At 70.2% G+C, this 3,198-nt stretch carries 4 protein-coding genes; 1 reads left to right on the top strand and 3 read right to left on the bottom strand.

Annotation, left to right across the window (positions count from 1 at the left end; genetic code table 11):
- Together trmB and VM306_RS14575 are read right to left on the bottom strand one after the other, a co-directional pair.
- On the bottom strand, positions 1-371 hold a 371-nt coding region (trmB, locus tag VM306_RS14570; protein WP_414672383.1), incomplete at its 3' end, for a tRNA (guanine(46)-N(7))-methyltransferase TrmB.
- A 92-nt stretch (positions 372-463) separates the two neighbouring features.
- Positions 464-976 carry a hypothetical protein gene (locus tag VM306_RS14575; RefSeq protein ID WP_325515276.1) on the bottom strand — a complete coding sequence of 171 codons (513 nt, stop codon included), beginning with the start codon at positions 974-976 and terminating at the stop codon, positions 464-466.
- 155 nt (positions 977-1,131) lie between these two features.
- Here VM306_RS14575 and mycP point away from each other — a divergent pair, with 155 nt between their 5' ends.
- Positions 1,132-2,283 (top strand): type VII secretion-associated serine protease mycosin, encoded by a 1,152-nt coding sequence (gene mycP, locus VM306_RS14580; protein WP_325515278.1) that lies wholly within the window; start codon positions 1,132-1,134, stop codon positions 2,281-2,283.
- Here the strand turns inward: mycP and VM306_RS14585 are convergent.
- Complete coding sequence (locus VM306_RS14585; protein WP_325515280.1) at positions 2,249-3,151, bottom strand: ABC transporter ATP-binding protein; 903 nt, start codon at positions 3,149-3,151, stop codon at positions 2,249-2,251. The genes mycP and VM306_RS14585 overlap by 35 nt on opposite strands.
- Between the last annotated feature and the right edge of the window lie 47 nt (positions 3,152-3,198).

The raw sequence follows: 3,198 nt of genomic DNA on the forward strand, positions 1-3,198 counted from the left end.
TTCTTCTTGGGCCACGGGTCGGGGAAGTAGATCCGCACCTCGGCCAGCGCGCCGGGCTCGACGTGCTCGGTGAGCAGGTCGACCGCGTCACCGCGCAGGACCCGCAGGTTGGTCACGTCGAGCGCCTCGGCGCGCAGCAGGAGCTGCGCCAGGCCGGGATTGTAGACCTCTACGGCCACGTAGTTGACGTCGGGCGCGGCGGCGACCAGCCGGGAGGTCGTCTCGCCCATCCCGGAGCCGATCTCCAGCACGAGGGGCGCCTCGCGCCCGAACCACTCGGTGAACTGCACGGGACCGGCCGGGAGCGCCTTGACCTCCTGGCCCAAGCGCTCCCAGTGGCGGTCCCATGCGCGCTGCTGCCCCACGGTCATCCGTTCGCCGCGTTGGACGTAGCTGACGACGGATCGGTGGTGCGGCGGTCGCTGGTGGCTGGACGTCACGGGCGTACAGCCTAGGTGGTGCGCTAGGCGATGTTCTCCAGGTCCTCGATCTGCTCGCGCAGCTCGGCCGGGGTGAACTCGAGGGCTTGGCGCTGACCGGGGCCCCGGTGCGCCGGGAGCAGGTCCACGAAACCGGTGTGCCGGTCGGTGAACTGCACGGTGGTCGGTTCGGCCGGGCCGTACACGCCGCTCTCCGACGGCACGAACTCCCAGTAGCCGACCTCGCCGAAGTCGGCCCACGGCACGAAGACCCAGCCGGGGCGCGAGGACAGCAGTCCGGTGACCGCGTCCTCGAGGGCGTGACCTTCGGCACGCGAGGAGAGCTTTCCGCGGTCCAGCGCGCGCAACCACCACGGCGCCGGTGCGTTTCCAGCCGCTCTCACCGAGCGGTACGCGGCGAGGACCTGCTTCTCGTCCGCCTTGTTGACCCACGAACCACGAGTGTCCGCAGGCGTGCTGGCCAGGTCAAACGTATTGGGAACCTCGAGCGCGTCCGACCACTCGAGGCTGAGCATTGCTTCGACACGAACCGCCACGGGCCACCTCCGGGCTGGGGATAGCCCGATTCAACGCGAATCCAAACGCGGATGATGTCCGAAAAGTCGGTTTTCACGGTTTGTTAACAGCCCCCTTACGCAGGCTGTGACGCCAGGCACGTTGCACCACGAGCTGGAAACACGATGTAGGTGACGTGCCACTGCTGCCCGCCCTTGCCGTCGCGCTGCCGTTGCTGCTCGCCGCGCAGACGATCGAGGAGCAGGAATGGCACCTCGACGCGCTCGACGTCCGCTCCGCGCAGGAACAGGCACGCGGTGACGGCGTGATCGTCGCGGTGGTCGACTCCGGCGTCGACGCCCAGCACCCGGACCTGGCGGGAAGAGTCCTGCCCGGCACGGGTTTCGGCAGGTCGAAGGGCACCGACGGCACCACCGACACCGACGGGCACGGCACGGGGATGGCCGGGATCATCGCCGCGACCGGACGTGGCGGCGGCGCGCTCGGCATCGCTCCGGGCGCCAAGATCCTCCCGATCGCGAGCGCCGACGAGAAGGACCAGTTCGCGCTCGACGTCGTCGGCGAGAGCATCAGGTGGGCGGCCGACCACGGCGCCAAGGTCATCAACCTGTCGCTCGGGTTCTCCAGCTCGCTGACGCCGACGCTGGTCAAGGCCGTGAACTACGCGATCGAGAAGGACGTCGTCCTCGTCGCCGCCACCGGCAACGAGGGCGGGGCGGTCTCCGCGCCCGCCAACATCGGCGGCGTGGTCGCGGTCGCGGGCACGAACCGCGACGGCCGGCCGTGGACGTCCTCCAACGTCGGCGCGGACACCGTGCTCGCGGCACCGGCGGTCGGTATCGTCACGACCGCGCCGGTGAGCGTCTACTCCAGCGGGTACGCCGAGATGGACGGCACGAGCGCGGCGTCGGCGATCGTGGCGGGGGTGGCCGCGCTGGTCAGGGCGAAGCACCCGGAGATGGCGGCCAAGGACGTCGTCAACGCGTTGGTCAGGACCGCGAAGGACCTGGCGGAACCGGGCCGTGACGCCGCGACCGGGTTCGGGATGGTCGACCCGGTGGCCGCGGTCACCGCTCAGCTGCCGCCCGTGGAGCGGAACCCGTTGCTGCCGACGCCGACACCCTCGGCCACGCAACCGACTTCCGCTGTCGCCGCCCAACGTTCCGCGCAGCCGGCCGACGTGATCGCGGACCGGCTGCCGTACGTCGCCGCCGTCGCCGGCGGCACCGCCGTGATGACGGCACTGCTGATCGCGGTGCCCGCCATCCGGTCGCGGCGGCCGAAGACGGTCGTCAGTGAGCGTGGTACTCCACCGACTCCTTGGTGAGCTGCATGAAGGCCTCCTCCAGCGACCCGCGCTGAGGGCTGAGCTCGTGCAGCGTGATCTGGTTCTCCGCCGCGAGGTCACCGATCTGCTGGGCCGGGATGCCGTGCACCACGAGGCTCCCGCTCACCGAGTCGTCGGTCACCGTCGCGTGCGCCGCGAGGATCTCGCGCAGCTTCGCGGCGTGCGGCGACCGCACCCGGACGGTGTCCTGGGTGGCGTCGGCGATGAACTGCTCGGTGGAGGTCTGCGCGATCAGCTGACCCTTGCCGATCACGATGAGGTCCTGCGCGGTCTGCGCCATCTCCGAGAGCAGGTGGCTCGACACGAACACCGTGCGGCCCTCGTCCGCGAGCCGGTGCAGGAACTGCCGGATCCAGAGGATGCCCTCGGGGTCGAGGCCGTTGACCGGCTCGTCGAACAGCAGCACGCCGGGGTCGCCGAGCAACGCGCCCGCGATGCCGAGCCGCTGCGACATGCCGAGCGAGAACCCGCCGGCGTTCTTGTGCGCGACCTCGGTGAGGCCGACGATCTCCAGCACCTCCTGGACGCGGCTGACCGGGATCTTGTTGGAGACCGCGAGCCACTTGAGGTGCGAGCGCGCGGACCGGTTGGGGTGCACCCACTTCGCGTCGAGCAACGCGCCGACCTCGCGCAGCGGCTGCTTGAACTCGGCGTAGTGCTTCCCGTCGATCTTGACGTCGCCACCGGTGGGCGTGTCGAGGCCGAGGATCATCCGCATGGTCGTGGACTTGCCGGCGCCGTTCGGGCCGAGGAACCCGGTCACGCGGCCCGGCCGGACGGTGAACGACAGGTCGTCGACGGCCTTCGTCCGGCCGTAGTGCTTGCGCAACCGCACTGCTTCGATCATGGCCACTCCCGTTCGGTCGAAGCTCGAAAGACTGACCGGGACGTGGG

This window comes from Lentzea sp., assembly GCF_035525475.1.
Classification (GTDB): Bacteria; Actinomycetota; Actinomycetes; order Mycobacteriales; family Pseudonocardiaceae; genus Lentzea.

What these genes read in the sequence shown, in the direction of transcription:
- VM306_RS14585 (WP_325515280.1), bottom strand. Translation starts at nt 3,151, where the DNA reads ATGATCGAAGCAGTGCGGTTGCGCAAGCACTACGGCCGGACGAAGGCC.